Here is a 25,555-nt window from a genome sequence, read left to right as displayed (position 1 = left end):
GGCCCCGCCGATTGGCGGGGCCTCTTTCCTTTGGGGGGGCGGTGCGTGAGGGGCGCTATTGCCCGAGATAGGCCCGCAGCGCCTCGGGGGGCGCGTCGAAGAGCGCCTGCGTCTCGACCGGCGGATGCGCCACGCCCTCGGCGACCAGCACCGTCTCCTGCGCGAAGCGCCGGGCGTCCTGCGGATCGTGGCTGACCAGCAGCACCAGCGCGCCCAGCTCGCCGGCCACCTCCTGCACGAGGTCGAGCATCTGCACCTTCAGCGCCGGGCCGAGCGCGGCGAAGGGCTCGTCCAGCGCAAGGATCGGCCGCGCCTGCAGCAGCACCCGGGCCAGCGCCGCGCGGCTCTGCTGCCCGCCCGAGAGCGCGCCGGGCTTGCGCCCCGCCAGCCCGCCGAGCCCGACCCGCTCCAGCGCCTGCTCGACCCTGCCGCGCTCTTCCGGCGTCAGCCGCCCGCCGCCGGGGCGCAGCGCGAGGCCGAGGTTCCGCGCGAGGTCGAGATGCGGAAAGAGGTTGTTCTCCTGAAAGAGCATCGCCACCGGCCGCCGGTCGGGCGGCGTGTTGGTCAGGTCCTGCCCCTGCCAGAGCACGCGGCCCGACTTGGGCGACAGGAATCCGGCGACGAGGTCGAGCAGCGTGGACTTGCCCGCGCCCGAGGGGCCGATGACCGCCACGCGCCGTCCCGGCGCCAGCGACAGGTTGGCGGCGAGGCTGTAGTCGCCCTCGGAGTAACGCAGGGCCTCAAGTGTCAGCATTGGCGCGGCCTCCCCGGTCGCAGAGCCAGAAGGCCCCGAAGCTGAAGATCAGCAGAAGCAGCGCGGCGCCGGCCGCGGCCTCCATCTGGTAGGAGCCCATCAGCCGGTAGACCTGGAGCGGCAGGGTCGCCCGCTCGGGGTCGGCGAAGAGCGCGATGACGCCAAGGTCGCCGATCGACAGCGCCGCGGTCAGCCCGGCGGCAAAGCCGAGCGGCCGGCGCAGCCGGGGCAGCAGCACCAGCCGCACCCAGGCCATCGGCGTCAGTCCCAGCGCCTGCGCGAGCCGCGCGTAGTCCGCGCGCACCGCCTCGGCCTCGGGGCGCAGGATGCGCAGGGCAAAGGGCAGGGCGGCGAGCGCGTTGACCAAAGTGGTGACAGGGAGTGCCAGCGACAGCGGGTTGGCGAAGGGGCGCACGATCAGGAAGAGCCCTGTGCCGAGCACCAGCGGCGAGACCGCGATGCCCGCCAGGCCCACCCATTCGCCCCAGCGGGTCGAGAGCGGCAGCGCCCAGCAGAGGCACAGCAACGTCGAGGCCAGCGCCACGGTCAGCGAGTTCCACGCCGCCTCCCAACTGCCCGCGCCGAGCTGCGCGAGTCCGGGCAGGCCGCGCGCGATCACCATGCCGAGCGGGGTGAGCAGGAAGAGCGCGGCGAGGATGATCCATCCACCGTCGAGGACGCGGGCGAGGCCTGCCCGCGCGTCCCAGCGGGTCATCACCCGCCCCAGCCCCGCGCGGAACCCGCCGCCGGTGCCGAGCCGCAGCGCCACCAGCCCGGCGCAGAGCGCGAGTCCGAGCTGGATCACCGAGAGCAGCGCCGCGCGGCCGAGGTCGAAATCGAAGCGCACCGCCTGGTAGATCGCCAGCTCGACCGTCGTCGCGCGCGGGCCCCCGCCGAGCGTCAGCGCCACGGCAAAGCTCGAGAGGCAAATGACGAAGATCACCGCGAAGGCCCCCGGCGCAATGCGCAGCAGCATGGGCAACTCCAGAGTGCGCAACATGGCGAAGGGCGAGAGCCCCAGCGAGGCGGCAAGGCGGAAGCGCTCGGCGGGGATCGCCAGCCAGCCCTGCAGCAGCAGCCGCGTCGCCAGCGGCAGGTTGAAGAAGACATGCGCCAGCACCACGCCGTGCAGCCCGTAGATGCTGAAGCCGGGCAGGCCGAGCGCCTTGAGCGCGCCGTTGACCATGCCGTTCTGACCAAAGACCGCGATCAGCCCCAGCACGGCGACGATGGTGGGCAGGATGAAGGGCGCGCCGAGAAGCGAGATCAGCAGCCCGCGCCCCGGGAAGCGCCGCCGCGACAGCGCGCGGGCGACGGGGATCGCGAGCACGACCGAGAAGAGCGCCGAAAGCAGCGCCTGCAGGAGCGTGAAGCGCAGCGCCTGCCAGTCGCCGGGGCCGAGCGCGCCCCAGCCTCCGGCACGGGCCAGCACCGCCGCGACCGGGCCGAGCACCAGTGCAAGCACCAGCCCGGCCGCGACGAGGGCGGCGCCTACTGCGAGAGGCCGCGGCGCCATGCCTCGATGGCCTCGTCGCGCAGCGCCGCGGCCTCGTCCTCGGAGTAGAAGAGCACCTTGGTCGGCTGTTGCAGCTCCCTGAAGCCCTCGGGCCACTGGTCATGCGGCAGCGCCGCCGGGAAGGACCAGTTGCCGGTGGCGATCATCTGCTGGAACTCCGGCGTCAGCAGGAAGTCCATGAACTGCTGCGCGAGCTCGGGCTGGTCGGTGGTGGCGACCTTGGCGGCCAGCTCGACCATGAAGTAGTTCCCCTCGGGGAAGATCAGCGCCTTCTTGGTGTGATCCTCCTCGGCGATGATGTGGTAGGCGGGCGAGGTGGTGTAGCTCAGCACCATGTCCGCCTCGCCGTCGGTGAAGAGCCCGTAGCTTTCCGACCAACCCTTGGTGACGGTGAGGATCTTCGGCGCCAGCTTGCGCCAGGCGTCCTCGGTCCTGTCGCCGAAGACCGCCTGGGCCCAGAGCGCCATCGCAAGGCCCGAGATCGAGCTGCGCGGGTCCTGGATGACGATCTTCAGGTCATCCGGCGCGTCGAGCAGCTCGGCGAAGCTCTGCGGCGGCTCGGCCAGGCGGGTCGTGTCGTAGATGAAGGCGGTCTCGGCGTAGTTGTAGGGCAGGAAGGTGTCGTCGGTCCACGCGATCGGCAGGGTCAGCGGCGAGAGGTCGACGCCGTGCGGGGCGAAGAGCCCGCTCTCGCGCGCCTTCTTGGTCACGTCGGTGTTGAGACCGAAGACCACGTCGGCCTCGGTCTGCGCGCCCTCGAGCAGCAGGCGGGGCAGCAGGTCGCCGGGCTTGAACTGCAGGTCGCAGCCGCAGCGCGCCTCGAACATCTCCTCGATCTTCGGGCCGGGGCCCCATTCCGAGACGACGTAATCGCCCGCGTAGACGGTGAGGACGGGCTCCTGCGCCAGCGCCGTGCTGGCAAAGAGACATCCCGCTGCAAAACTGATGGCCTTCATGGCATCCTCCAAATTTGCGGCGAGAGGGCAAGACGGGCCGGGGGCATCTGCGCCTTGGGCCGTGACCTTCCCTCCGCCGGTGTTAACCGGGTCAGGTTCAACGGGTTCGCGGATTTGCATCTCAGCCGGCGCTTGCGCGTCCGGCACCCCGAGGTGGCGCAAGACCTAGCCGGGCGGCGGGGCTCTGGCAAGGTGAATTGCCGCGGGGCGAAATGCGCGCGTGGCCGGCCCGGGCCGAGACAATTCCCTTGAGGCATTGGCCGCGCTGGCCTAACAGACTGGCCTGAAAGGCGGGCCCGCGGCGCGGGCCCGGGCAAGCATGCACCCGGACGGCACGACACAGGAGACCCGACCATGAGCCTCAACACCTTCGGCCATCTCTTCCGCGTGACCACCTGGGGAGAGAGCCACGGGCCGGCGCTTGGCGCGACCGTGGACGGCTGCCCGCCGGGCGTGCCGATCGACGAGGCCACGCTGCAGCACTGGCTCGACCTGCGCAAACCGGGGCAGAACAAGTACACCACGCAGCGGCGCGAGCCCGACGCGGTGCGGATCCTGTCGGGCGTCTTCGAGGGGCAGACCACCGGCACGCCGGTGCAGCTGATGATCGAGAACACCGACCAGCGCTCGAAGGACTATTCCGAGATCGCGGCGAAGTTCCGCCCGGGCCACGCCGACATCACCTATTTCCAGAAATACGGCATCCGCGACTACCGCGGGGGCGGGCGCTCCTCGGCGCGCGAGACGGCGGCGCGGGTCGCCGCGGGCGGGCTGGCGCGGGCGGCGCTGGCCGAGCTGGCGCCGGGGATCTCGATCACCGGCTACATGGTGCAGATGGGGCCGCAGGCGATCGACCGGTCGCGCTTCGACTGGGACGAGATCGCGCGCAACCCGTTCTGGTGCCCGGATGCCGAGACGGCCGAGGGCTGGGCGGACTACCTCGACGGGCTGCGCAAGTCCGGCGACAGCGTCGGCGCGGTGATCGAGGTGACGGCGCGCGGCGTGCCGGCGGGGCTGGGCGCACCGATCTACGGCAAGCTCGACACCGACCTTGCCGCGGCGATGATGTCGATCAACGCGGTGAAGGCGGTCGAGATCGGCGAGGGCATGGCGGCGGCGATGCTGACCGGCACCCAGAACGCCGACGAGATCACCATGGGGCCGGATGGGCCGGTCTACAGCTCGAACCACGCGGGCGGCATCCTTGGCGGGATTTCCACCGGGCAGGACGTGGTGGTGCGTTTCGCGGTGAAGCCGACCTCGTCGATCCTGACACCGCGGCGGACGCTGACCGTCACCGGCGAGGAGACCGAGATCGTCACCAAGGGCCGCCACGATCCCTGCGTCGGCATCCGGGCGGTTCCGGTGGGCGAGGCGATGATGGCCTGCGTGATCCTCGATCACCTGCTGCTGCACCGCGGCCAGATCGGCGCGAACCGCGGGCATATCGGCTGAGGCCGGGCCCGGGCGCCTGCCGTCCGGCTTCGGTGACCTGAGGCGGGCGATCGGGCGCGGGCGTCTCGCAGGGATGCCGCCTCATGATGCCGCTGTGCGGAGCATCTGTGGTGGCGCTTTCGGCGGCGGCCCGTTCTGGCGCGCCGGACCGGGGCGTCAGAATTCTTCCCAGCTGATGTCGTCTCCGGCGGCGGCGCGCAGCGGGGCGGCCGGGGTCGGCGGTACGGAGGGGGGCGCGGGGGCGAAATCCTCGATCGGCGCGGCGAGCGGGGTCACCTCGGAGGCATCACTATCAAGGGCGCCGGTGAAGCGGTTGAGCTGCGAGAGGAGCCGGTCCGCCTCGCTGTTGAGCTGATCGCTCGCGGTGCTGGTCTCGCCCACCATGGCGGCGTTCTGCTGGGTGACCTTGTCGAGCTCGGCGACGCCGACGTTGATCTCCTGCAGGCCGGCCGCCTGTTCCTTCGCGGCGGTGGCGATCTCGGCGACGAGGTCCGAGACCTCGCTCACGTTGCGCACGATGTCCGACAGGGCGGTGCCCGTCTCCTCGACGAGTTGCCCGCCATCCTTGACCTGCTGCGAGCTGTTGGAGACCAGCGCCTTGATCTCGCGCGCGGATTCCGAGGCGCGCTGCGCCAGCGAGCGGACCTCGGAGGCGACGACGGAGAAGCCCTTGCCGGATTCCCCGGCGCGCGCGGCCTCGACCCCGGCGTTCAGCGCGAGCAGGTTGGTCTGGAAGGCGATGTCGTCGATGACCCCGATGATCTGGGTGATCTGGTCGGAGGAGGCGGCGATCGAGCCCATGGCGGCCAGCGCCTTTTCCATCACCGCGCCGCCCTCTTCGGCACGGCGGCGCCCCTCACCGACGCGGCGGTCGGCATCCTCGGCCCGCTCGGCGGCGGCGCGGACGCTGGAGGAAAGCTGTTCCAGCGCGGCGGCGGATTCCTCGAGCGTGGCGGCCTGGACCTCGGAGCGGCGCGACATGTCGCGGGACATCGAGGAAAGCTCCTTGGAGTTGCGCTGGACGGTGTCAGCGGAGGCGCGCAGAGACTGGACGAGCGTGCCGATTCCCTCGGCGAGCGCATTGAAGTCCTCGCACAGGCGCACCGCGCTCTCGTCGACGCTGGCCCACTCCGCGGCGGCCAGTCTCTGCCCGGTCTCGCCGCGCGACAGGCTGCCCATCGCGGTTCCGAGCGACTGGAAGAGCTCGACCCGGCGCTCGTTGGCCGCACGCTCCAGCGCCGTGCTCTGCTCCGCCTGAAGCAGGCGGTTGCGCAGTTCCTCGAGGTTGCGGGCGATCGATCCCGCCTCGTCGCCGCGCTCCTGCTCCTCGATCTCGGTGGCAAAGTCGCCCTGCGCGATTCGCTGCACTGCACCGGCGGCGGTCTGGAAGGGGCGGGCGAGCAGCTTGCCGAAGCCGAGAACGCAGGCGAGGGAGAGGGCAACCGCCACCGCGTTCGCCGTGACCAGCATGATGAAGCCGGTCTCCACCGCCTCGGTCGCGCGCTGGTCGGCGCGCGCCGCTTCCTGCTGCAGTTCGTCGCGCATCGCGATCACCTCACGCCGGGCGCGATCGACGGTGGGCAGCAGGACCGTGCTGATGTGGTTGTCGCGCTCGAAGAGGGTGAAGCCCGGGATCGTCAGCGTGTCGATCTGCGGCACCAGACCCTTGGCCATCGCGGCGACGGACTGGAGGCGGGTGAGCAGCTCGGGCCGCTTGTCGTCGGGCGAGGTGGGGGAGAGGAAGGCGTCGGCATTCTCGTCGACCAGCGTCTGCAGGGCGAGCAGATCCTCGCGCAACTCGTTCAGCGGCTCGGTGCCGCCGTGTTCGAAATGCAGGATCGCCATGCCCGAGTGGTCGATCCGCCCCTGGACCGTCATCAGCACCGTGCTCTGGCGGCGCAGGTCGTTGCCGAAATCGAGACTGTCGGACATGCGCATCTGGATGAACCCGGAGGCGAGCGCCAGGGCCAGCGTCAGCAGCATGAAGACCGATCCGAGGATCAGCAATTGAATGCGGATGGAGAACCTGCTCATGACCCATTCCTGCTCGAGACATGGCGCGGGGTGCGCCGGACATGCCTTCGCTAGCAGGGGGGAGTAAACAAACCCTTCGTGTCCGCCGGGATCGGACGGATTTCGGTCGAAATCCCGCGCCGGGGCACCGGCCGGAACGGGACACGCCCCCGCGATCGCTCGCGGGGGCGTGCCTTGTGCGCGGGTCCCGGAGGGGACCTGTTACATGTTGCCGCCGAGCAGCGCCGCGTTGCCGCCCGAGGCGGTGGTGTCGATGCAGACGTGGCGCTCGGCGCGGGCGTGGCCCTTGTCGGGGGCGCCGGTGATTAGCGTCAGGATCGGCCCGTCGCGGCGCGCGAGCGCCTGGCGGTAGGCTGAGCCCTGCGTCGCGTCGCCCCACCAGAGCGCCGCCGAGATGCCCTCGAGCGTGGTCAGCGTGTCGGGCGCGACCTTGCCATGGGCGGTGACCGCCACGCCGCCAAGCGCGCGGATCGCCTCGGCCTGTGCCTGCGCGGCCTCCTGTCCCGGGCCCATGCAGAGCACCGGCTCGCGCGCCAGCGTCATGTACTGGTTGGCCTCGCCGGTCGGGCCGGGCAGGTCCTTGCGCTCGGGCTGCGGAGCGCAGCCGGCGGTCTTCAGCGCCTGCTCGATGCGGGCCGGAACCTCGTCGGTGCCCCAGGCCGAGCCCGCCTGCGGGGCGGGATGGGCGCGGAAGCGGTCGACGTAGAGCGGACCGCCCGCCTTGGGCCCGGTGCCCGAGAGCCCCTCGCCGCCGAAGGGCTGGCTGCCGACGATGGCGCCGATCTGGTTGCGGTTGACGTAGATGTTGCCGGCGTGGACGCGCTCGGTCACGTGCTGCACCCGGTCGTCGATCCGCGTCTGCAGGCCGAAGGTGAGGCCGTAGCCGCGGCTGTTGATCGCGTCGATCACCGCGTCGAGCTCGTCCGAGCGGAAGGTGACCACGTGCAGGACCGGGCCGAAGATCTCGCGCTCGAGCTCGGTGATGCTGCCGAGCCGGATCAGCGCCGGGGCGACGAAATGGCCCTCGGCGGGGACGTCGATCTGTTTCAGCAGGCGGCCCTCGGCGCGGGCGGTCTCGACATGGGCGAGGATGCCCGCCTTGGCCTCGGCATCGATCACCGGGCCGAGGTCGGTCGAGAGCAGCCACGGGTTGCCGGGCTTCAGCACGTCCATCGCGCCCATCAGCATCTCGGTGAAATGCGGGGCGATGTCCTCCTGCACGTAGAGGCAGCGCAGCGCTGAGCAGCGCTGGCCGGCGGACTGGAAGGCCGACTCGACGATGGCGCGCACGGCCTGCTCGGGCAGGGCGGTGCTGTCGACGATCATCGCGTTGAGGCCGCCGGTCTCGGCGATGAAGGGCGTGCCGGGCTCGAGGTTTGCGGCGATCGCGCGGTGGATGATCTGCGCGGTCTCGGTCGAGCCGGTGAAGGCGACACCCTTGACCGCCGGGTTCGACGTGAGCGCGGCGCCGACGTCACCGGCACCCGGCAGCAGCTGCAGCGCGGTGGCGGGCACGCCGGCCTCGAGCAGCAGCTCAACCGCGCGGTAGGCGATGAGCGGGGTCTGCTCGGCGGGCTTGGCCAGCACGGCATTGCCGGCCGCCAGCGCGGCGGAGAGCTGGCCGGTGAAGATCGCCAGCGGGAAGTTCCACGGGCTGATGCAGGCGAAGACGCCCTGCGGCGCGGCGCCATCCGTGCGGGCGGCGTAGTAGCGCAGGAAATCCACCGCCTCGCGCAGCTCGGCCACGGCGTCGAGCTGGGTCTTGCCGGCCTCGCGCGAGAGCAGGGCGAAGACCTCGCCGAAGTTCGCCTCGTAGAGATCGGCGGCCTTGTTCAGGATCGCGGCGCGCTCTTGCGGCGTGGCGCTCCACGGCCGCGCGGCAGCAGCGGCTGCAGCCACCGTCTCGGCGCTGGCCCAGGTGATCTTGCCGGTCAGCTCGAGCGTGGCGGGGTTCAGCACCTGTTCGGTCGCGCCGACGGGCGCCTCGCAGGCGAGCAACGGGCCGGCCTGCCAGACATGGCTCTCGAAGGGCGCGCGGGCCTCCTCGATGCGCTCGAGCGTCGGGCGGTCGGTCAGGTCGAAGCCTTCGGAGTTGGCGCGCTCGGGGGCGAAGAGCTCGGGTCCACGGGCGAGGGCGCGGCTGTCCTCGGCGAGGAACGGGTCGGCGGCCACGGCCTCGGGCGGCACGCTCTCGTCGACGATCTGGTTCACGAAGGAGCTGTTGGCGCCGTTCTCCAGCAGGCGGCGGACGAGGTAGGCCAAGAGGTCACGGTGCGCGCCGACCGGCGCGTAGATGCGGCAGCGGGTCTTTTCCTGCTCGTGCACGATCTCGTGCAGGCGCTCGCCCATGCCGTGCAGGCGCTGGAACTCGAAGCTGTCGCGGTCGGTCCCGGCCATCTCGAGGATCGCGGCGACGGTGTGCGCGTTGTGGCCGGCGAACTGCGGGTAGATGCGGTCGGTCATGCCCAGCAGCTTGCGGGCATTGGCGATGTAGGAAATGTCGGTGTTGTGCTTGGCGGTGAAGACGGGGAAGTCGCTCAGGCCCATGACCTGCGCGCGCTTGATCTCGCTGTCCCAGTAGGCGCCCTTCACGAGGCGCACCATCATCTTGCGGTCGAGCCGCTGCGCGGTGGCATAGAGCCAGTCGAGCGTCTGGCTGGCGCGCTTGCCATAGGCCTGCACCACCACGCCGAACCCGTCCCAGCCGGCGAGCGTGGGCGCGGCGAGCGCCGCCTCGATCACGTCGAGCGAGATGGCGAGGCGGTCGGCCTCCTCGGCGTCGATGTTGAGGCCGATCTTCGCCTTGGCGGCCATCTCGCAGAGCTCGACGAGGCGCGGCACCAGCACCTGCATGACGTCGGCGTGCTGGCCTTCCTCGTAGCGGGCATAGAGCGCCGAGAGCTTGACCGAGATGCCGGGGTTGTCGCGCAGGTCTTCGGTCTTTGCCGCCTTGCCGATGGCGCGGATCGCGTCGGCATAGGCCTTGAAGTAGCGCAGAGCGTCGGGCTCGGTGCGGGCCGCCTCGCCCAGCATGTCGTAGCTGTAGGTGTAGCCCTTGGCCTCCTGCTGTGCACCGCGCTTCATCGCGCCCTCGATGGTCTCGCCCAGCACGAACTGCGCGCCCATCTCCTTCATCGCGCGGCCGACGGCCTTGCGGATCACCGGCTCGCCGAGGCGGCGGATGGCCGTGCGGAGGTGGCCGACCGGGCCGGGGCGCTGGTTCGGGTCGAGCACCTTGCCGGTCAGCAGCAGCGCCCAGGTCGAGGCGTTGACCAGCGGCGAGGTCGAGCGGCCCATGTGCTTGCCCCAGTCGGAGGGGGCGATCTTGTCTTCGATCAGAGCGTCGATGGTCTCGGCGTCCGGTACGCGCAGCAGCGCCTCGGCGAGGCACATCAGCGCGATGCCCTCGTCGGTCGAGAGGCCGTACTCGGCGAGGAAGACCTCCATCAGCCCCGGCTTGGCGCTGGCGCGGATGGCGCGGACGAGCTCGGCACCCTTGGCATTGATCCCGGCGCGCTCGGCGTCGCTCAGGTCGGCGAGGGCCCGCAGGCGGGCGATGGTCCCGGCCTCGTCGGCGTAGGTTGCGGCATCCATCTCGGCGCGCAGGTCGGACAGGGTGTCGTAAGGCATGGTGATCTCCGGACGTTTGCCCTATGATATCCCATCGCTGAAAGTCGCTTTTCCCGAAGATGATATTTTTGAAAGGCAGGTTCTCCGAAAATGATGGAAGTCACGATGCAAAACGTCACGGACGACTTCGACAGGTTCGACCGTGCGATTCTCACCACCCTGGCCGAGGAGGGGCGGCTGTCGATCACCGAGCTCGCCAAGCGCATCGGCCTGTCGAAGAGCCCCACACAGGCAAGGCTCCGGCGGCTCGAGGATCTCGGCGTCATCCGTGGCTACCGCGCCATTCTCGACCCGATCCAGCTGGGGCTCGACCATGTCGCCTTTGTCGAGGTGCGCATGTCGGACACCCGCGAAAGCTCGCTCGATGCGTTCAACAAGGCCGTTACGGCGATCCCCGAGATCGAGCAAGTGCATTTGATTGCCGGGAGTTTCGACTATCTTCTGAAGGTGAGGACCGCGGACATGCGCAGCTACCGGCGGGTTCTGGCCGAAAAGCTTTCGACGCTGCCGCATGTCTCGACCACATCGACCTATGTCGCCATGCAGGCGGTCAAGGAGGACGGGCTGGCGGAGATCACCGACTGACGCGGGTCGACTGACGCGGGCCGCTCCCGCCCGCCCGCGCTGCCGCTGCCCCGGCACATTCGGGCAGAAAGGAGTGTTGTCATGGTGTTGCGATGGATTCTCGGGGCGCTCGTGGTGGCGTCCGGCCCGGCCGGGGCTGAGGAGTTGCCGGTCTATGTCGACCTCGGCTGCGAGGATGCCGAGCTGGCGCTGACCCTGCAGGGCGACAGCGGCACGCTGCATTTCAGCGGCGCCGAGATGCCCATGGCGCGGGCCCGCACCGCCTCGGGGGTGAAGTTCGACTCCGTCGACGACCCCGAGACCCACGTCTGGACCCGCGGCGACGAGGCGATGGTGCGGATCGCCGGGCAGGATTTCAGCAATTGCCGGGTGGACCGCGTCACGCAGGTGACCGAGGTGCGCTGGACCCTCGCGAGCGTCGACGGGCACGCGCTGGAAGGCAGCGCCCCTGAGCTGAGCTTCGGCGAGGATGGCTCGGTCGCGGGGCGGATCGCCTGCGGCACGCTCGAGGGCAGCTGGGAGTTCGAGGAGGGGCTCCTGCACATCGCGGCCGAGCCCGCCGCGAGCGAGACCTGCGCCCCCGGGGACGGCGCGCAGGACAAGGCGCTGCTGGCGGCGCTCGGCGCGGTGACGGGGCTGGGCTTCTCCCCCGACGGCGCGCTCGAACTGCGCGCGGGTGACGTGACGCGTATCAGCGCCACGCAGTGAAGCTGGCCTCTGGTCAACCGCCTGAAGATGCGGCAGACAGGGCAGGGGCCCGCGTGGTGGAATGGTAGACACAGGGGACTTAAAATCCCTAGCCGCATGGCGTGCCGGTTCGAGTCCGGCCGCGGGTACCACGGCTAGAGAGCGCAGCGCGGCTGCGCCGGAAGCCCGTTCAAAGCGCGCGTGGCGAACGTGCCAGAGAGGGTCGTGCCCTCCCGGGTCGGGAAGGCACGGGGGCGGGTCACACGTCGCGGTCAGTTGCCGATCATCGCCCGGATCCGCGCGGATTTCTCGGCATCGCCGTCCTCGCCGTTGATGATCGCCAGCGCATCGCCCATCTGCTGGCCGGTCATCATCGAGACCTCGTCGGGCGTCACGTATTGCTCGATGAGCGCGATCTGCTCCTCCGAGAACGTCGTCGGCGCGGTGCCGCCGCCGCCCGCGATGAACTCGATCTGGGAGCGCTTCTCGGCATCGGAATCCGAGCCGTTGGCGGCGGCGAAGGCGGCCTCCACCTGCGCGTCGCTCAGCATCGAGACGTCGACATCCGGCGCGTAGCGGTTGATCGCCATGGCCTGTTCGTGCGTGGCCTCGGCAAAGGCCGCACCGGCGGCAAGGCCGCTGACCGCGAGGATTGCAAGGAAACGTGTCATCTGGTCCTCCCCTTTCTCGGGACATGTTCGTCAAGTCGGGTGGTGGTCGTCGCTGGAACCTGTCCGGTCGGCGCGTTGCGGGACCGGGAACTCGGGACGTCCGGGACGCGCGGCGGGCAGATCACCCGGCGTCCCTGCGGGAGACCGGCAGGCACGCCGTGCCACGAAGGGGAGGTAGCCCGCGACGGCGCCTCGCCCAGTGCCGCGCCGGTTTCGGCAGGGGGCCGCCGACCGTGGCGGGACAGCCCGGGCCGGTGCCGGGAACGAAAAAGCTAACCCTGCGGAAGCGAATCTGCCTATCTTGGACCAATTGATTGAAATTCATGGAGTTGGCGGTGGCGGCACAAGGGCTCCACCCATCGGCTCCGGACCACATTCCGGGATACGTGGCCGGCGCGGATGGCAGTGATGTATTGTTCACGGCGATGACGGTTTTCGGAATCGTGCTGATCATCGGCATTGGCGTCCTCTACCTGACGCTGCATTCCATTCCCGAACGCATGGCGCACAAGTCGAGCCACCCGCAGCTGCAGATCGTCGGCATTCTCGCCCTGATCGCGCTCTTTACCCACAACAACATCTTCTGGGTCGCGGCGGTGCTGGTCGCGGGCTTCCAGTTCCCTGACGTGATCTCGCCGCTGCAATCCATCGCGCGCTCGCTGGCGAAGCTCACCGGTCGGCCGGTCGAGGAGGAGATCCCCGAGGTCTCGGATGCCGGAGCGCCCGAGGTTGCCTTCCAGCACCGTGACGGGGAGGGCTGAGCATGCTCGAAGCCATCCTCTGCTCGCTGGTCTCGCTGCTGCCGGACTACCTCTACCGCCGCTATGGGCAGGGCAAGCGGTTCGGGCACGAGCTGACGCTCTTCTCGGTATGGTACGAGCTGCGCTGGGGGCTGACGGTCTGGATCTTCCTCACCGTCTCGCTGATCACCGTGCTCTTCTACTACCACCCGGCCAGCATCTCGGTGTCGTCCTACTTCCGCACGGTGACGATCCTGCCGCAGGTCAGCGGGCGGGTGTCGGAGATCTACGTGAAGAACAACCAGGAGGTCGCGGCGGGCGATCCGCTGGTGCGGCTCGACGGGCTCTCGCAGGAGGCGCAGGTGGACGCGGCGCTGGCGCTGGTGACGGAGACCGAGGCTTCGGTCAAGCTTGCGCAGACCGACCTTGCCCGCGCCGACGCCGGCATCGCGCAGGCCCGCGCCGCGCTTGCACAGGCACAGGACGAGCTCTCGCGCAACGAGACGCTGCGCGACCAGGGCTCGAGCGCGGTGCGGCTGGCGGAAATCCAGCGCTTCGAGAACATCGTCGACCAGCGCAAGGCGCAGCTGCGGGCGGCGGAGCTCGAGAAGGAAGCGGCGCAGCAGCAGATCGACGACGTGCTTCCCGCCAAGCTCGAGAGCGCGCGGGCGCAGCTTGCGCTGGCGCGGGCGGAATTCGACAAGACGCTGATTTCCGCCGGGGTGAACGGGCGGATCGAGCAGCTGGCGCTGCAGGTCGGGGATTTCATCAGCCCGCTGGCGCGGCCCGCGGGCATCTTCGTGCCCACCGGCGCCGGGTCCGAGCGCTTTCAGGCGGGGTTCAACCAGATCGCCGCGCAGGTGATCCACCCCGGGATGGTCGGCGAGATGGGCTGCATGAGCAAGCCGCTCGACATCATCCCCATGCTGGTGACCGAGGTGCAGGACGTGATCCCCTCGGGGCAGCTGCGTCCCTCGGACCGGCTGGTCGACCCGCAGGACGACGTGCGGCCGGGCAGCATCCTCGTCTACCTCGAGCCGCTCTACACCGGGCAGCCGACGAACGTGCCGCCCGGCAGCAGCTGCATCGTGATGCTCTACACCGACAACCACCTCCGGCTCGAGCACGAGGAGATGGGCACGCTGAAGCGCGTCTTCCTGCACGTGGTCGACACGATCGGCGTTGTGCACGCGGCCGGGCTGCGGCTGCGCATGCTCTTCATGCCGGTGCAGACGCTGGTCTTCTCCGGCGGGCACTAGCTGGGATCAGGCCGGGACGGTGGCCTGCGGCAGGGCCTCGAGATGGGCCAGCACCTCGGCCAGCGGCAGCACGTCGGCATAGCGCCGCCCCATGTCGCCGAGGTTGGCGGCGTGGGTCTGCGCGTCGTGGTCGCCGCAGCATTCCTCGGGCAGGATCACCCGGAACCCGTGCGAGAAGGCGTCGATCACCGAGGCGCGGATGCAGCCAGAGGTGGCGCAGCCGGTGACGATCACCGTGTCGACGCCCTCCTGCGTGAAGAAACTCGAGACGCCGGTCTGGAAGAAGATCGAGGGCGCGCGCTTGATGACATGCGTGTCGTAGCCGGGGTCGGAGATGCGCGGGTCGAGCTCGCAGCCGGGCGTGCCGAGGATCCAGTTTTCGACGTCGGTAATCTTCCAGCGCAGCGCGTCGCGGGCCGAGCTGTAGCCGGTGACGCAGCTGGCGACCGGCAGCCCGGCCGCGCGGGCCGGGGCGAGTAGCCGGGTCGTCGCCTCGACCGCCGCGTCGATGCGGGCGCCGCCGCCCATCGGGAAGGACGGGTCGGTCAGGCTGCGCTGGAAATCGACGACGACGATGCCGCAGCGGCGGCCGAATCCGATCGTTCCCGCGCCGAATCCTAGCGCGGCGTAGCGGGTGAGCATGTCCATTCCTGGCCCCTTTACAGCATAAGTCCGGACAATCTGGCGGGTGGACGGGGCGGGCTGTCAAGCCGCAGTGCAGCGTGCCAGACGGAAGATTTGCCGCGCGCGGCAGGCTGCCCATTGCACAAGCGACTGGAATCGATATGAGTGCGAGCTATGCTGCAGGTGCGTAACTGAAGGCCTTAGTTATGCATAGGATGCATACCCGCCCTGCGGGGCGGATCTCCGTCTGGCCGCGGCGGCCGAGTCCCGCGTAGATGACCCCAAGTACGCCGCGGCCCGGCGGTGCGGGATATTTCTCCGCCAGAGCAGCGCGCCGCGCGAGCCAATGGAGGACTCCCTTGAACACCCACGCCCGTATCGCCTTTCCCGACCTTCGCTCGAAAGCCATGAGCGCCGAGGATGCCGCCACGCTGATCCACGACGGCATGACCATCGGCATGAGCGGCTTCACCGGCTCGGGCTACCCGAAGTCGGTGCCCGTCGCGCTGGCGGCGCAGATCGAGGCGGCGCATGCGGCGGGTGATCCGTTCCGGGTGAAGGTGTTCACCGGCGCCTCGACCGGGCCCGAGCTCGACGGCGCGCTGGCCAAGGCGAACGGCATCGAGTTCCGCCTGCCGTACAACTCCGATCCCATCGCGCGCGAGCAGATCAACTCGGGCCAGATGAACTACGTCGACATGCATCTCAGCCAGGTCGCGCCGGTGGTCTGGGAGGGCTTCCTCGGCAAGCTCGACATGGCGGTGGTCGAGGTCTCGGGCATCACGCCGGAGGGCGACCTCATCCCCTCGACCTCGATCGGCAACAACAAGACATGGCTCGACCAGGCCGAGAAGGTGATCCTCGAGGTCAACCACTGGCAGAGCCACGCGCTCGACGGGATGCACGACATCTACTACGGCACGGCGCTGCCGCCGAACCGCGTGCCGATCCCGCTGGTGCGCCCCGATGACCGCATCGGCCAGACGCATTTCCGCATCGATCCCTCCAAGGTCGTCGCCGTGGTCGAGACCGAGGCGCCGGACCGCAACCTGCCCTTCGCCGAGCCCGATGCCGTGGCGCAGGCCATCGCCGGGCACCTGCTGGAGTTTCTCGGCCACGAGGTCGCGCGGGGCCGCCTTCCGGCCAACCTGCTGCCGCTGCAGTCGGGCGTCGGCAACGTCACCAACGCGGTGCTCTCGGGCCTGATGGACTCGCCCTACCATGACATGACCGCCTTCACCGAGGTGGTGCAGGACGGGATGCTGGACCTTCTGGACGCGGGCAAGCTGCGCATGGCCTCGGCCACGGCCTTCTCGCTCAGCCCGGCGGCGGCCGAGCGGTTCAACCGCGACGCGCTGCGCTACCGCGACAAGCTGATCCTGCGCCCGCAGGAGATCTCGAACCACCCCGAGCTGGTGCGCCGCCTTGGCTGCATTGCGATGAACGGGCTGATCGAGGCGGACATCTACGGCAACGTGAACTCGACCCACGTGATGGGCTCGCGCATCCAGAACGGTATCGGCGGCTCGGGCGACTTCGCGCGCAACGCGTACCTGTCGATCTTCATGACGCCCTCGACCGCCAAGGGCGGCAAGATCTCGGCCATCGTGCCGCAGGTGGCGCATGTCGACCACATCTCGCAGGACGTGCAGGTGATCGTCACCGAGCACGGCCTGGCCGACCTGCGCGGTCTCGCGCCGCGCCAGCGCGCCGGCGTGATCATCGAGAACTGCGCGCACCCGGACTTCAAGCCGATGCTGCGCGACTACTACGCGCGGGCGCTGCAGGGCTCCTTCGGCAAGCACGCCCCGACGCTGCTGGACGAGTCGCTGAGCTGGCACCAGCGCTACGTCGAGACCGGCTCGATGAAGTAGGGCGGGTGCCGTCCTGCCCCAAACAGCAGAAAGCCCGGCCATTGGCCGGGCTTTCGCGTTTCCGGAGGGGCAGGGCCCTCAGATGAATTCGGCCTGCGGCATGCCGAGGATGTGGAAGCCGCCGTCCACGTGCAGGATCTCGCCCGTGGTGCAGGCACCCGCGTCCGAGACGAGGTAGACGGCGGTGCCGCCCACGGCCTCGAGCGTCGCGTTGCTGCGCAGCGGGGTATTCTGCTCGGTGAACTTGTAGGTCTTGCGCGCGCCGCCGATCGCCGCGCCCGCAAGGGTCTTCATCGGGCCGGGCGAGATCGCGTTGACGCGGATGCCGTCCGGGCCGAGGTCGTTGGCGAGGTAGCGGGTCGCGGATTCCAGCGCCGCCTTGGCCACGCCCATCACGTTGTAGTTCGGCACCACCTTGACCGAGCCGTCGTAGGTCAGCGTCAGCAACGTGCCGCCGTTCTCGGACATCAGCGGGTAGGCGCGGCGCGCCACCTCGATGAACGAGTAGCACGAGATGTCCATCGAGTTCTTGAAGTTGGCGCGGCTGGTGTTGAGGAACCGGCCGGTCAGCTCGGACTTGTCCGAGAAAGCGATGGCGTGGACCACGAAGTCGATGGTCGGCCAGCGCGCGCCGAGCTGCTCGAAGGCGGCGTCGAGCGAGGCGTCGTCGGTGACGTCCACATCGACCATGAAATCCGCGCCGATGCTCTGCGCCAGCGGCTGGAGCCGCTTGCCGAAGGCCTCGCCCTGGTAGGTGAAGGCAAGCTCCGCCCCCGCCTCGTGCAGTGCCTTGGCGATGCCCCATGCGATGGAGCGGTCGTTCGCCACCCCCATGATCAGCCCGCGCTTGCCCTTGAGAAGCTCGCCCATGTCCGTCTCTCGCCTGTTATTCTTGATATTTGCTCAGCAGCATCGAACCGTTGGTGCCGCCGAAGCCGAAGGAGTTGGTCATTACCGTGTCGAGCCCCGCGTTCTCGATGAGGCTGGTGGCAATCTCTTCGGGTTTCAGCGCCGGGTCCAGTGTCTCGACGTTGATCGAGGGTGCGATGAAGTCGTTCTGCAACATCAGCAGACAGTAGATCGCTTCCTGCGCGCCGGTGGCGCCCTGGCTGTGGCCGGTCATCGACTTGGTCGAGGAGACCAGCGGCGTGCTGCCGGCGCCGAAGACGCGGCGTACCGCCTCGATCTCGCCGACGTCGCCGACCGGGGTCGAGGTGCCGTGGGCGTTGATGTAGCCGACCTTGCGGTGCTCGGGCAGGGTCGAGAGCGCGAGGCGCATGGCCCGCTCGCCGCCTTCACCCGAGGGGGCGACCATGTCATGGCCGTCGGAGGTGGCGGCATAGCCGGTCACTTCCGCGTAGATCTTCGCGCCGCGCGCCTTGGCGTGCTCGAGTTCTTCGAGGACGACGATGCCGCCGCCCGCCGAGATCACGAAGCCGTCGCGGCCCGCGTCGAAGGCACGCGAGGCCTTGGTCGGCGTGTCGTTGTACTTCGAGCTCATCGCGCCCATGGCGTCGAAGAGGCAGGAGAGCGTCCAGTCGAGTTCCTCGCCGCCGCCGGCGAACATCACGTCCTGCTTGCCCATCATGATCTGCTCTGCGGCGTTCCCGATGCAGTGCAGCGAGGTCGAGCAGGCCGAGGTGATCGAGTAGTTGATGCCCTTGATCTTGAACGCGGTCGACAGGTTCGCCGAGATCGTCGAGCACATCGCCTTGGGCACCGCGAAGGGGCCGACGCGCTTGGTCGCGCCCGAGCTCAGCACGGTCTGGTGCGCCGCGAGCAGGGCCGAGGTCGACGGGCCGCCCGAGCCGGCGACGAGGCCGGTGCGCGGGTTGACGACGTCGCTCTCCTCGAGCCCCGCGTCGGCGATCGCCTGGCTCATGGCGATATGGGCATAGGCGGCGCCCGGGCCCATGAAGCGCAGGGTGCGCTTGTCGACATGCTGGGTCACGTCGAGGTCGATGGCCCCCGCGACCTGGCTGCGGAACCCGTGTTCCTTCATCTGCTCGTTGGCGGTGATGCCGGAGCGTCCCGCCTTCAGCGAGGCGAGGACTTCTTCGGCATTGGTGCCGATGGACGAAACGATGCCCAGTCCGGTGACGACGACTCGACGCATGGGAAACCTCCCTCTCAGCTCTCGGAAAGAGCGACTTTCATGTCTTTGACCTGGTAGATGACTTCGCCATCCGCCTCGACGATGCCGTCGGCGACACCCATGGTCAGCCGGCGGGTCTGCACGGCCTTGGTGAAATCGACCTTGTAGGTCAGCATCTTGCGGTCCGGGCGGACCATGCCGGTCAGCTTCACCTCGCCCACGCCGAGAGCGTAGCCGCGGCCCAGCCAGCCGCGCCAGCCGAGGTTGAAGCCGGTCAGCTGCCAGAGCCCGTCAAGGCCGAGGCAGCCGGGCATGATCGGGTTGCCGGGGAAGTGGCAGTCGAAGAACCAGAGGTCGGGCGTGATGTCGAATTCCGCGACCACATGCCCCTTGCCGTGCAGGCCACCGTCCGAAGAAATCTCGGTGATGCGATCCATCATCAGCATGGGCGGCGCGGGAAGCTGCGCATTGCCCGGTCCGAACAGCTCGCCGCGCGCGCATTTCAGAAGATCTTCCTTGCCGAAGCTGGTGGGATAATCGGCCATGCAGGCGCGCCCCTTTGTCCTTAGTTTCAGGTTGCGCCCCCTCTATCATCGCGAAACCGCGCCATGCAAGCCTGCGCATCGCCGTGTCACCTTGCGGCCGGCGCCGCCGCATGATTGGATTTCCGTTTGAAAAGGGCGCTGGTGCACCTTTATATACAGTCTGTGAAGCTAGGTAATTGGACTGAGCAATGACTTCCGACGCCATCCAGAGGGGCAGCGACTGGTTGAACCAGGCAGGGCTGAGGCCGACGCGGCAGCGCGTGGCGCTCGCGGCGCTGCTCATGGGCGACGGCAGGCACCGCCATGTCACCGCCGAAAGCCTCTTCGCCGCGGCCCAGGCCGAGGGCGAGAGCGTGTCGCTGGCCACGGTCTACAACACGCTGCGCGCCTTCTGCGACGTCGGGCTGATCCAGGAAGTCACCGTCGACGGCAGCCGCAGCTACTTCGACACCAACACCCATGACCACCCGCATTTCTTCTGGGAAGACGACGGGCATCTGACGGACGCCCCGTCGGAGGACCTGATCATCGCCAAGCTGCCGAAGGCACCAGACGGGGCCGAGATCGCCTCGGTCGACGTGGTGATCCGCCTGCGCCGGAAGTGAGCCGCGGCTGAGGCCGCACCGGCAGGGGCGCTGCCCCTCTTGGCCTTCGGCCAATTCACCCCGGCGTATTTTTCAAGAGAAGAAGCAGAAGGCACCTTGCGCGCGTCGGGGAACCCCGCGCGCGGCGGCGGCGTTTTCCGGACAACCGGAAGAGGAGCCGACCATGAGCCGCAAACTCACACTTCAGTCGATCGAGCCGCTGACCCATGACGTGCACCGCCTGGTGTTCGACCGCCCCCCGGGGCTCGCGTTCGAACCCGGGCAGGCCATGGACATGGCGCTCGACCGCGACGGCTGGCGCGAGGAGCGCCATCCCTTCACCATGACCTCGCTGCCCGGCGAGGACCACTTGGAATTCGTCATCAAGTCCTACCCCGAGAGCGCCGAGGGCCATGCCGGGATGACCGCGCGCATCGGTCGCATGTCGCCCGGCGACAGCGTGCTGGTCGAGGAGCCCTGGGGGGCGATCGAGGACCGGGGCGACGGCGTCTTCATCGCCGGCGGCGCGGGCGTCACGCCCTTCATCGCCATCCTGCGCCGGAAGCTCGAGGCGCGGGGCACGCTCGAGGGCAACACGCTCGTCTTCTCCAACAAGGCCGAGGCGGACATCATCCTGCGCGGGGAGTTCGAGGCGATGCCCGGGCTCAAGTCGGTCTTCGTCGTGACCGGCGAGGAGGAGAGCCCGCACTACCGCGAGCGCATCGACGGGGAGCTCCTGGCGCAGCTGGTCGAGCCGGGCCGGGATCTCTGCTACGTCTGCGGGCCCGACCCGATGCTCGATGACATGACCGGGGCGCTGCGCGGGATCGGGGTGGACGAGGCGCGCATCGTCACCGAGGAGTTCGACTGACGGTGCGGCGCCGGGGCTAGAACCACTGTCCCGGCTCCATCAGCCCGAGGTCGAGCAGCTGGCGGGAGTGCCACTCGAACCGGGCGGAGTTGCGCCAGCGGAAGCTCGCGATGCCGTCGCTCGAGCCGGGGTTGCGCTTCAGCGCCTTTGCGGTGCGGAACGAGGCGAGCGCGGCGGTCAGGTTGTGGTGCCAGGGGCAGGCGTAGGTGTTGTATTCCTCGACGTTGAAGGTGTGATCGTCGCGCAGCCCGAGGCTTTTTGCCGCGCGGAAGAGCGCGATGCGGTCGATCTTGCGCCGCTCCTTCGGCACGTGCTCGTCGAAGCGCCAGCGCAACCCGCCGAAGAAATCGAGCTGCCGCTCCTTCGGGTGGCCGCGGTTCGCCGGGTCGGGCCGCGCCAGCGCGTAATAGCCCGAGCGGTCGAGCCAGGCGTCGTCGAGCGAGACGGCGTCGGGCGCGGCACCGAGATCCCCGGCGTAGAGGTCGATCACGTAGGTCAGCATCGCGTCGCGCCGTTCCTCGCCATGGAAGGCCAGCATCTCGGCAATGCTGCGGGTCTCGCAGAACGGGTAGAAGAGGAACTCGGCGTTGTAGCAGTAGAACATCCAGCATCCGGGCGCGGCGGAGGCCACCCGCGAGACCGCCCGCGGCACCGCTCCCGGCGCGTGCGGGTCGAAGTCGATCCGAAGGACGCGCTCGGCGACATCGGGGGCGAGCGCCAGGTGGCGGGGCATGAACATCAGGACGGGGGCGAAGCCCAGCTGCATGTGATGGCGCGCGGTGGTGTCGACCTCGGCCTGGTCCTCGCAGAAGATCATCGCCAGCGGGCGCTGTGCCGGGCCCTTGCCCAGCCCCGCCGCCTGCCGTTTCAGGAACTCGTCCAACCCGCTATACTGCATCCGCTCTTCGCCCGGCGTTTTGCCCGGACAGTCGGGGAAAAGCCCGCGCATTGCAAGACGGGGCGGTTTTGCGCTATGCGCACGCCCTGAACCGCCGCACCGGAGTCCTCCCATGTCCCAGCCGAAGAAGCTCTTCATCAAGACCTACGGGTGCCAGATGAACGTCTACGACAGCGAGCGCATGGTCGAGGCCCTCGGTCCGCAGGGCTACGTCGAGACGCAGAGCCCGGAAGACGCGGACATGATCCTGCTCAACACCTGCCACATCCGCGAGAAGGCGGCCGAGAAGGTCTATTCCGAACTGGGGCGGCTGCGGCATCTCAAGGAGGAGAAGCCGGGCCTCAAGATCGGCGTCGCGGGCTGCGTCGCCCAGGCAGAGGGGCGCGAGATCATCCGGCGCCAGCCGCTGGTCGACATCGTCGTCGGCCCGCAGAGCTACCACCGCCTGCCCGAGCTCGAGGCGCGGGTGGCGCAGGGCGGGCGGGCGCTCGACACCGATTTCCCCGAGGAGGACAAGTTCGAGAAGCTGGCCGCGCGTCCCAAGGCCAAGCGCGGGCCAACCGCCTTCCTGACCGTGCAGGAGGGCTGCGACAAGTTCTGCGCCTTCTGCGTGGTTCCCTACACCCGCGGCGCCGAGGTCTCGCGCCCTGCCGCGCGCGTGCTCACCGAGGCGCGCGACCTCGTCGAGCGCGGCGTGCGCGAGATCACCCTGCTGGGGCAGAACGTCAACGCCTACCACGGGCACGAGAAGGGGCTTGCCGGGCTCATCCGCGACCTCGCGAAGATCGACGGGCTCGAGCGCATCCGCTTCACCACCTCGCACCCGAACGACATGGACGACGCTCTGATCGCCGCCCATGCCGAGATCGGCAAGCTGATGCCCTACCTGCACCTGCCGGTGCAGTCCGGATCGGACCGCATCCTCAAGCGGATGAACCGCCACCACAGCGCCGAGAGCTACCTGCGGCTGGTCGAGCGGCTGCGCGCGGCGCGGCCCGACCTGCACCTGTCGGGCGACTTCATCGTCGGCTTCCCTGAAGAGACCGAGGAGGACTTCCGGGCCACGCTCGACATCGTCGAGGCGGTGCAATACGGCTCGGCCTTCTCCTTCAAGTATTCCGAGCGTCCGGGCACCCCGGCCGCCGAGCGCCCGCAGGTCTCCGAGGCTGAAAAAGACGACCGGCTGCAGCGCCTGCAGGCGCTTCTGGGCCGCCAGCAGCGCGCGCTGCAGGACGCCATGGTCGGCCGCGAGGTCGGCGTGCTCTTCGAGAGGTCCGGCCGCCACCCGGGGCAGATGAGCGGCAAGTCCGACTACCTGCACGCGGTGCACGTGACCGGCGAGGGTCTTGCCGCCGGCGACCTGCGCCGGGTGCGCATCCTTTCCTCCGGCACCAACTCGCTGAAGGGCGAGCTGGTCTGATCGCGACTCGCGCCGTATTTTTGCCACAGGTCCGGGGTCTTCTTGGGTGATTGGCCTCGCGTCGGCGACAATGTGCGCTGATTGACGTGGGTGAGTGGCTTTTGGACACAATATATGGTGGTTTCCCCTTCACAGGCTGGAAATTGCTGATACTCTCCCGTCGCGTAAGGGGTTTGCCTCGGGTGCGAGATCAGTCGCGCCGGAGCGCCATTGGGTATCAACATCGAAGGGGACAGAGGCTGTGGCGACACGCTTTTCCAAGGCCCTCCGCGGCGTTCTGGGGGCAGCGGCGGTTCCCGCGCTGGCCCTGACCGGGCTCGCCGCCCCGGCGGCGGCTGCCGCGGACGGTCTCAACACACCGATCATTTCCACGCAGAACACCCGCACCATCCGCGGCGAGCGCTACATTCCGGGCATCTCGCTTTCGCCGGACGGCTGCGAGATCTGGGTGATGGACGACGGCGCCGAGGGCTATGCCGTTTCGCGTGTGACCCGCGACGGCCGTCCGGTCTGCCACGAGGTCAACGTCTGCGGCACGCTGAAGGCGGACCAGTATTTCGCCACCGACAGCTACCGCATCTACCCGCAGAGCCGCGGCCGCCTCGAGGAGTTCTTCCGCAACTCCACCGCCTTTGGCTACATCATCGTCGGCCACACCGACTCGCGCGCCAGCAACGCCTACAACGACCGGCTGAGCCTCAACCGTGCCAACTCCGTGGCCTCGGTGGCCCATGCCACCGGCGCCCGCGTGATCGACGTGCGCGGCTATGGCGAGAACTACCCGGTGGCGACCAACAGCACCGTCGAGGGCATGGCGCAGAACCGCCGTGTCGAAATCCTGTGCGTGCGCTGAGGGGGACCGGACCGATGACCTTCGCCAAACTCACCCTCGTGCTCGCCGCCGTCTCGGGCCTTGCCGCCTGCGACATGCCGATCGGCGCCGACAAGAGCCGGGACGTCAACCTGATCGACCGCAACGACCTGTCGCAGATCCGCTGGGGCGTCTGGGTCGATCCCGACGGCTGCGACAACTGGATCGCCGATGACGGCGTCGAGGGCTACCTCGCCCGCCGTCTCGACAAGTACGGCAAGCCGGTCTGCTCCGGCATCGCCCCGCCGACGGTCGCCACCGGCGACTTCAAGCAAGGGGCCACCTCGGTGATCGGGGACCCGCTCTGAGCCCCCGGCTCCCATACCAATGCCAACGGCCGCGCGGTGCCCACCGCGCGGCCGTTTTGCTTCATTCCTCCCGCCACCGGACCGAAGCTGCTTGACCTGAGGCCCCGGGGCTTGGCACCATCAACTTGCACTCAAGCGCAGGAGACATGCGTGAACACAGGCATCCTGACCGAAGCCATCCTGGAATTTCCGGACAACCGCCTCCTCATCGATCTGTGCGGCGAATATGACCGCAACCTCACCGACATCGAAGCCCGAACCGGGGTGCAAATCCTGCGCCGTGGCAACCTCTTGGCGCTGCACGGCCCGGCCGAGGCGCAGGACGCCGCGCGCGAGGTGCTGAACGCGCTCTACCAGCGGCTCGAGCAGGGGCGCACCGTCGGACGCGGCGACATCGACCGCGAATTCCGACTCGCCCCCGAAGAACAGGAAACCGGTGACCAGCTCGAGATGTTCTCGGGCGGCAAGGTCGAGATCAAGACACGCAAGAAACTCGTGGAGCCGCGCACCGACGCGCAGAAGGCCTATGTCCGCTCGCTGTTCGAGCACGAACTGGCCTTCGGCATCGGCCCGGCCGGCACCGGCAAGACCTATCTCGCCGTCGCCGTCGGCGTGAACCTCTTCATCACCGGACAGGTCGACAAGATCATCCTCAGCCGCCCGGCGGTCGAGGCGGGTGAGAAGCTCGGCTACCTGCCCGGCGACATGAAGGACAAGGTCGATCCCTACATGCAGCCGCTCTACGACGCGCTGAACGACTTCCTGCCCGGCAAGCAGCTGGCCAAGATGATGGAGGAGAAGACCATCGAGATCGCGCCGCTCGCCTTCATGCGCGGCCGCACCCTGTCGAACGCCTTCGTGGTGCTCGACGAGGCGCAGAACGCCACCTCGATGCAGATGAAGATGTTCCTCACCCGCCTCGGCGAGGGCAGCCGCATGGTGATCACCGGCGACCGCAGCCAGGTCGACCTGCCGCGCGGGGTGATGTCGGGCCTGCAGGACGCCGAGCGCCTGCTGACCCACATCGAGAAGATCAGCTTCAACTACTTCACCTCCGCCGACGTGGTGCGCCACCCCCTTGTGGCGAAGATCATCGAGGCCTACGAGAAGGACGCGGAGCGCGGGGCCTGACGGCGCCCGCTGCTTCGTCCAGTCTCACACAAACCGGGGGTCCGGGG

The 25,555-nt window shown here is 69.0% G+C and carries 23 protein-coding genes, 1 tRNA gene and 1 riboswitch; of the genes, 13 read left to right on the top strand and 11 right to left on the bottom strand.

The annotated features are described in order from the left end of the window. Nucleotides 1-55 precede the first annotated feature (55 nt). The 3 genes from PVT71_RS03505 to PVT71_RS03495 are packed head-to-tail and all read right to left on the bottom strand — an operon-like array spanning nucleotide 56 to nucleotide 3,226. Nucleotides 56-754: an ATP-binding cassette domain-containing protein gene (locus PVT71_RS03505; RefSeq protein WP_353473108.1), complete on the bottom strand. Its 699-nt coding sequence runs from the start codon at nucleotides 752-754 to the stop codon at nucleotides 56-58. Beyond that, a complete protein-coding gene (locus PVT71_RS03500; RefSeq protein ID WP_353473107.1) occupies nucleotides 741-2,270 on the bottom strand; it encodes a thiamine/thiamine pyrophosphate ABC transporter permease ThiP in 1,530 nt (509 codons plus the stop codon). Before PVT71_RS03500 ends, PVT71_RS03505 begins: the two co-directional genes overlap by 14 nt. Then, nucleotides 2,246-3,226: a thiamine ABC transporter substrate binding subunit gene (locus PVT71_RS03495; RefSeq protein WP_353473106.1), complete on the bottom strand. Its 981-nt coding sequence runs from the start codon at nucleotides 3,224-3,226 to the stop codon at nucleotides 2,246-2,248. The genes PVT71_RS03500 and PVT71_RS03495 overlap by 25 nt, the downstream gene beginning before the upstream one ends. 51 nt (nucleotides 3,227-3,277) lie before the next feature. Beyond that, a riboswitch (TPP riboswitch) is annotated at nucleotides 3,278-3,387 on the bottom strand. Nucleotides 3,388-3,580: 193 nt separating this feature from the next. On the opposite strand from PVT71_RS03495, the gene aroC reads away from it, so the two are divergent. Next, the gene (aroC, locus tag PVT71_RS03490) at nucleotides 3,581-4,681 is read left to right on the top strand and encodes a chorismate synthase (protein ID WP_353473105.1); all 1,101 of its coding nucleotides are present in this window, start codon (nucleotides 3,581-3,583) and stop codon (nucleotides 4,679-4,681) included. A gap of 156 nt (nucleotides 4,682-4,837) precedes the next feature. On the opposite strand, the gene PVT71_RS03485 is transcribed toward aroC, so the two are convergent. Both PVT71_RS03485 and putA read right to left on the bottom strand, forming a co-directional pair. Further along, the gene (locus PVT71_RS03485; RefSeq protein WP_353473104.1) at nucleotides 4,838-6,715 is read right to left on the bottom strand and encodes a methyl-accepting chemotaxis protein; all 1,878 of its coding nucleotides are present in this window, start codon (nucleotides 6,713-6,715) and stop codon (nucleotides 4,838-4,840) included. Between the two features lie 201 nt (nucleotides 6,716-6,916). After that, nucleotides 6,917-10,345: a bifunctional proline dehydrogenase/L-glutamate gamma-semialdehyde dehydrogenase PutA gene (gene putA, locus PVT71_RS03480; protein ID WP_353473103.1), complete on the bottom strand. Its 3,429-nt coding sequence runs from the start codon at nucleotides 10,343-10,345 to the stop codon at nucleotides 6,917-6,919. Nucleotides 10,346-10,450: 105 nt separating this feature from the next. Here putA and PVT71_RS03475 point away from each other — a divergent pair, with 105 nt between their 5' ends. The 3 genes from PVT71_RS03475 (at nucleotide 10,451) to PVT71_RS03465 (ending at nucleotide 11,769) form a co-directional block, all read left to right on the top strand. After that, on the top strand, nucleotides 10,451-10,930 hold the full coding sequence (locus PVT71_RS03475) for an Lrp/AsnC ligand binding domain-containing protein (protein WP_353473102.1): 480 nt from the start codon (nucleotides 10,451-10,453) through the stop codon (nucleotides 10,928-10,930). Between the two features lie 81 nt (nucleotides 10,931-11,011). After that, a complete protein-coding gene (locus PVT71_RS03470; protein ID WP_353473101.1) occupies nucleotides 11,012-11,638 on the top strand; it encodes an META domain-containing protein in 627 nt (208 codons plus the stop codon). Nucleotides 11,639-11,685: 47 nt separating this feature from the next. Then, nucleotides 11,686-11,769, top strand: a tRNA-Leu gene (locus PVT71_RS03465). Nucleotides 11,770-11,889: 120 nt separating this feature from the next. Here PVT71_RS03465 and PVT71_RS03460 read toward each other — a convergent pair. Next, nucleotides 11,890-12,288 carry a hypothetical protein gene (locus tag PVT71_RS03460; RefSeq protein WP_353473100.1) on the bottom strand — a complete coding sequence of 133 codons (399 nt, stop codon included), beginning with the start codon at nucleotides 12,286-12,288 and terminating at the stop codon, nucleotides 11,890-11,892. 425 nt (nucleotides 12,289-12,713) lie between these two features. On the opposite strand from PVT71_RS03460, the gene PVT71_RS03455 reads away from it, so the two are divergent. Together PVT71_RS03455 and PVT71_RS03450 are read left to right on the top strand one after the other, a co-directional pair. After that, nucleotides 12,714-13,049, top strand: coding sequence for a hypothetical protein (locus PVT71_RS03455; RefSeq protein WP_353473099.1), 336 nt, complete (start codon nucleotides 12,714-12,716; stop codon nucleotides 13,047-13,049). Between the two features lie 2 nt (nucleotides 13,050-13,051). Further along, on the top strand, nucleotides 13,052-14,287 hold the full coding sequence (locus PVT71_RS03450) for a biotin/lipoyl-binding protein (RefSeq protein ID WP_353473098.1): 1,236 nt from the start codon (nucleotides 13,052-13,054) through the stop codon (nucleotides 14,285-14,287). 6 nt (nucleotides 14,288-14,293) lie between these two features. Here the strand turns inward: PVT71_RS03450 and PVT71_RS03445 are convergent, their stop codons facing one another. Further along, complete coding sequence (locus PVT71_RS03445) at nucleotides 14,294-14,935, bottom strand: isochorismatase family protein (protein WP_353473097.1); 642 nt, start codon at nucleotides 14,933-14,935, stop codon at nucleotides 14,294-14,296. Nucleotides 14,936-15,270: 335 nt separating this feature from the next. On the opposite strand from PVT71_RS03445, the gene PVT71_RS03440 reads away from it, so the two are divergent. Further along, nucleotides 15,271-16,785, top strand: a complete 1,515-nt coding sequence (locus PVT71_RS03440; RefSeq protein ID WP_353473096.1) for an acetyl-CoA hydrolase/transferase family protein — start codon at nucleotides 15,271-15,273, stop codon at nucleotides 16,783-16,785. 78 nt (nucleotides 16,786-16,863) lie between these two features. On the opposite strand, the gene PVT71_RS03435 is transcribed toward PVT71_RS03440, so the two are convergent. From PVT71_RS03435 to fabA, 3 genes are read right to left on the bottom strand one after another with little or no spacing between them, the layout of a single operon-like run. Beyond that, a complete protein-coding gene (locus tag PVT71_RS03435) occupies nucleotides 16,864-17,655 on the bottom strand; it encodes an enoyl-ACP reductase (protein WP_353473095.1) in 792 nt (263 codons plus the stop codon). Nucleotides 17,656-17,671: 16 nt separating this feature from the next. Further along, nucleotides 17,672-18,901: a beta-ketoacyl-ACP synthase I gene (gene fabB, locus PVT71_RS03430; protein ID WP_353473094.1), complete on the bottom strand. Its 1,230-nt coding sequence runs from the start codon at nucleotides 18,899-18,901 to the stop codon at nucleotides 17,672-17,674. A gap of 14 nt (nucleotides 18,902-18,915) precedes the next feature. Next, nucleotides 18,916-19,425, bottom strand: a complete 510-nt coding sequence (gene fabA, locus PVT71_RS03425; RefSeq protein WP_095882308.1) for a bifunctional 3-hydroxydecanoyl-ACP dehydratase/trans-2-decenoyl-ACP isomerase — start codon at nucleotides 19,423-19,425, stop codon at nucleotides 18,916-18,918. A 188-nt stretch (nucleotides 19,426-19,613) separates the two neighbouring features. Between fabA and irrA the strand changes: the two genes are divergently transcribed. Both irrA and PVT71_RS03415 read left to right on the top strand, forming a co-directional pair. After that, the gene (irrA, locus tag PVT71_RS03420) at nucleotides 19,614-20,030 is read left to right on the top strand and encodes an iron response transcriptional regulator IrrA (protein ID WP_353473093.1); all 417 of its coding nucleotides are present in this window, start codon (nucleotides 19,614-19,616) and stop codon (nucleotides 20,028-20,030) included. A gap of 163 nt (nucleotides 20,031-20,193) precedes the next feature. Beyond that, complete coding sequence (locus tag PVT71_RS03415) at nucleotides 20,194-20,880, top strand: FAD-binding oxidoreductase (protein ID WP_353473092.1); 687 nt, start codon at nucleotides 20,194-20,196, stop codon at nucleotides 20,878-20,880. A 16-nt stretch (nucleotides 20,881-20,896) separates the two neighbouring features. On the opposite strand, the gene PVT71_RS03410 is transcribed toward PVT71_RS03415, so the two are convergent. Continuing rightward, a complete protein-coding gene (locus PVT71_RS03410) occupies nucleotides 20,897-21,778 on the bottom strand; it encodes a hypothetical protein (protein ID WP_353473091.1) in 882 nt (293 codons plus the stop codon). A 112-nt stretch (nucleotides 21,779-21,890) separates the two neighbouring features. Between PVT71_RS03410 and miaB the strand changes: the two genes are divergently transcribed. From miaB to PVT71_RS03390, 4 genes are all read left to right on the top strand, one after another. After that, the gene (gene miaB / locus PVT71_RS03405; protein WP_353473090.1) at nucleotides 21,891-23,198 is read left to right on the top strand and encodes a tRNA (N6-isopentenyl adenosine(37)-C2)-methylthiotransferase MiaB; all 1,308 of its coding nucleotides are present in this window, start codon (nucleotides 21,891-21,893) and stop codon (nucleotides 23,196-23,198) included. A 241-nt stretch (nucleotides 23,199-23,439) separates the two neighbouring features. After that, nucleotides 23,440-24,051, top strand: coding sequence for an OmpA family protein (locus PVT71_RS03400; protein WP_353473089.1), 612 nt, complete (start codon nucleotides 23,440-23,442; stop codon nucleotides 24,049-24,051). Nucleotides 24,052-24,065: 14 nt separating this feature from the next. Beyond that, nucleotides 24,066-24,377, top strand: a complete 312-nt coding sequence (locus tag PVT71_RS03395; RefSeq protein ID WP_353473088.1) for a hypothetical protein — start codon at nucleotides 24,066-24,068, stop codon at nucleotides 24,375-24,377. 150 nt (nucleotides 24,378-24,527) lie between these two features. Continuing rightward, entirely contained in the window at nucleotides 24,528-25,508 is a 981-nt protein-coding gene (locus PVT71_RS03390; protein ID WP_353473087.1) for a PhoH family protein, read from the top strand. Nucleotides 25,509-25,555: the final 47 nt, after the last annotated feature.

It is taken from the genome of Salipiger sp. H15 (assembly GCF_040409955.1).
Taxonomy (GTDB): domain Bacteria; phylum Pseudomonadota; class Alphaproteobacteria; order Rhodobacterales; family Rhodobacteraceae; genus Salipiger.
Note: the sequence above shows the minus strand (reverse complement) of the source record. Positions and strands in the feature narration are given on the sequence as shown.